Annotated in this window: 2 protein-coding genes and 1 pseudogene; 2 read left to right on the top strand and 1 reads right to left on the bottom strand. The window is 75.0% G+C overall.

Going from position 1 to position 3368, the window contains the following annotated elements:
* Together EAO76_RS41305 and EAO76_RS41300 are read left to right on the top strand one after the other, a co-directional pair.
* On the top strand, window positions 1–660 hold a 660-nt coding region (locus EAO76_RS41305), incomplete at its 5' end, for a lytic polysaccharide monooxygenase (protein ID WP_148841382.1).
* 163 nt (window positions 661–823) lie between these two features.
* Window positions 824–3130 (top strand): PAS domain-containing protein, encoded by a 2307-nt coding sequence (locus EAO76_RS41300; protein WP_148841381.1) that lies wholly within the window; start codon window positions 824–826, stop codon window positions 3128–3130.
* On the opposite strand, the pseudogene EAO76_RS45070 reads toward EAO76_RS41300, so the two are convergent.
* Window positions 3094–3368 (bottom strand): annotated as a pseudogene (locus tag EAO76_RS45070) (hypothetical protein); the annotation flags it as partial. The gene EAO76_RS41300 and the pseudogene EAO76_RS45070 overlap by 37 nt on opposite strands.

The following is a 3368-nucleotide window of genomic DNA, read 5'->3' as shown; positions in this document are numbered from 1 at the left end:
TGGCCGTCGACGAAGATGTCCGCGGGCGGCCACACCTTCCACTACAAGGGAACCGCCCCGCACAAGGGTTCCTTCGCGCTGTACATCACGAAGGACTCCTACGACCCGACGAAGCCGCTGAAGTGGTCGGACCTGGAGGCGAAGCCCTTCGTGGAGGTCGCCGACCCGAAGATGGAGAACGGCGACTACGTCTTCCGGGGCGATGTTCCCGCGAGGTCCGGCCGTCACCTCGTCTACTCGATCTGGCAGCGCTCGGACTCCCCCGAGGCGTTCTACACCTGCTCGGACGTCGTCTTCGGAAAGGACAGCGGTGCCAAGGGCCCCGCGCGGAAGGCGACCGCCCCCACCGACGAGGAGATCGCGGCCGGGGCCGGCAAGTCCTCCGTCACGCACCGGGGCCACGGCGGCGACGCCGGCACCCCGGCGGACAAGGGCGGGGACACCGCGAAGAAGGCCGCGGCGGCACCCGGTACCGCGACGGGCGGGGCCAACGCGCCCGAGACGAACAGCGCGGCCGAGAAGACCGGGACCGAACTCGCCGAGACCGGCGGCGACAGCGCCACCCCGGTCATCGCGATCGCCGGGGCCGCCGTGCTGGCGATCGGAGCGGCCTCGGTCTTCGCCATGGGCCGCCGCCGCGGAGCGACCGGCGGACGCTGAGACCGTACCGACCGCGCCCGGGGCCCGCGGCAGGGCCCCGGCGGCGGGCGGACCGTAGGCAATCACCCACCCGCGCCCGCCCGTACCGGTGTCGGCGGGCGCGGCACCGACACCGGTACGGGCGGGCAGGCAGGACACCGTGGTTCAGGAGAGAAGCGTCGTCGTGAACAACAGACCACCCCGAGGGGCAGACCGTCTCGCCGTCATCTTCGACGCCCTCCCCGACGGCCTCGTGATCGTCAACAGCAACGGCACGGTCGTCGACGCGAACGCCGCGGCCCTCGGCATGTTCGAGACCCCCGGCACCGCCCTCGTCGGCCGCGGGCTCCTCGACATCCTGCCCGGCTTCGAATCGCGCCTGCTCCCCGGCTCGATGCTGCTGCCCGAGGACGCCGACGCGTGGGGACGCGCGAAGCCCGCCCGGACGACCGCGCGGCGCCCCGACGGCCATGAGTTCCTCGCCGAGATCACCAACGTCTACCTGGACGCCGGGACCGGCCACCGGGACCCGTACCGGTCGCACACCGACGAGGGACTGCTCATGCTCGTGCTGCGGGACCTCACCGGCACCCTCGACACCGAGGCCGAACTGACCCGCTCGCAGCAGCAGACGGAGATGATCCTGCGCGCCGTGACCGAGGGGGTCGTCGGCACCGACGTCCACGGGAGGATCGTCCTGGTCAACCCCGCCGCCGCACAGATCCTCGGCTACCGGGCCAGTCAGCTCGGCGGCCGGGAACTGCACTCCCTGGCGCTGCACTCGCGGACGGACGGCGCCCCGTTCCCGTACGACGAGTCGCCGCTCGCCGACACCCTCCGCTCGGGCCGCAAGCACCGGGTGCGCGGGCAGGCACTGTGGACGAAGGAGGGCACCCGGGTGCCCGCCGACATCACCACCGCTCCGGTGCGCGACGGAGGCCAGCTCGTCGGTGCCGTGATGACGTTCACCGACCGCAGCGCCTGCGAGCGGCTGGTGCTGAACCACGGCGCCGAACTCGCCGAACGCGACGAGCGGCACGCGGACGAACTGGACAGGAACCGGGAGAGCCGGGCGGACCTGTCCGCCCGGCACGGACAGCTGACGGCCACTCTGGAAGAGGCCGTACGCGGTCCGTTGACGGAAATGCACACCGAACTCGTCACCCTGGCCGCCGACAACGCCGGCCACCTCTGGCCGGAGGCCAGCCAGGCCATGCACCGGCTGGCGGCCGGGCACGCCCGGATGGTGGCCCTGCTCGACAACGTCCTCGGCAGCCAGCGGCTCGACACGGGCGCCGAGGAACTGCGCATGGAACAGGTGCGGCTGGACGGCGTCGTGGAAGCCGGCGTCGCCGAGGCCGCCGGACTCATCGGCGCCAACCGGGCCCGGTTCACCGTGCACACGGCACCGATCGGGGCGGAGGCGGACGCGGAACGGCTCACGACGGCACTCGCCCATCTCCTCGCGGACGTCGCGGGAGTCGACTCGGCGGGCAGGAGCCGGCTCGTCCACGCCCCGGATTCCGGGAACGCCGTCCCGGCGATCGTCGTCGCCCTCGCACAGCGGGGGAACACCGCACGGATCGAGGTCCGCGGCCCGTACGCCGGAGGGGACCCCGTCCACCAGCCCATCGTGCGGGGGATCGTCGCCGCGCACGGCGGAGTGGTGCAGGCGCACGGGGGAACGGGGGAGGACGAGGGGGTCTACGTCCTCGAAGTACCGCTCGGAACGAGGGAATCGGCCCCCTCGCCGACGGCCGGGAGCCCCGGCCCGCGCACGGGCACACTGTCCGGGAGGACGGAGGGCACCCGCGGCGGCGGCAGACACCAGCGCGTCGGTGCCGAGACCTCCGGGGCCCGCACGGAACACCCCGGCCCGACCGGCCGCCGCAGGAGCGGGACACCGCTCCCCGCCGTGTCGGACACGGGGGACCGCTGGGACGCGGTCACGGTGCCCGGCGAGCCGACGGGGCGACGCCGGGGCCGCCCCGCCGAGACCGCCGGTCCGGCCGGGGCGGAGGGGACCGGGGAGTACCCCGCACCGGGGGACAGGGTGCCTCCGACGGGCGTCGGGCCCGTCGCGGCGGCCGCCCCCGCCGAACGGCACGAGGACGAACTCCCCGCGCCGCGGCACGCGTTCGTGACGGCACAGCGGTGGACGGACACGACCATGGGCGATTCCGGCCCGGTTCCGGTGCTGCCCGCCCCGCCCGTACTCGTTCCGACGGCCCTTCCCGTGCACGACGAGGACCCGTATCCCGTCGCGGAGCACGAGCGGTACGGCGACCGCGCGCCCGCGCACCTCGATCTGCTGCCCGCACCGGCCGGCTCCCGGCGGCCCCTGCGCGGCCCGGACCTCTCCGGCGACGGCGGGGCCCCGCAGCTGCTCCCCGTGCCGGGCGGACCGGCCCCGTTCCCCGCACCGGACACCACCGCCGTTTCACCACGGCCGTTTCACCAGGGTCCGCCGCCGACCGGTCCGGAGTACTGACCGGAGTACGGGGCGGCGGGGAGCAGCCCCCTGCCGAGGGGCCGGATGCCCGACGCCGTCCCGTACGCAGGGTCCGTGCCGGTGGTGTCCGGTGCGGGGAACGGGGCCGGTCCGCCCGGCACGGGGAGCAGCTGCGGGGCCCCGCCGTCGCCGGAGAGGTCCGGGCCGCGCAGGGGCCGCCGGGAGCCGGCCGGTGCGGGCAGCAGATCGAGGTGCGCGGGCGCGCGGTCGCCGTACC

This window comes from Streptomyces sp. sk2.1 (assembly GCF_008120935.1).
Lineage (GTDB): Bacteria > Actinomycetota > Actinomycetes > Streptomycetales > Streptomycetaceae > Streptomyces.
This window is presented reverse-complemented; position numbering and strand designations above follow the sequence as displayed.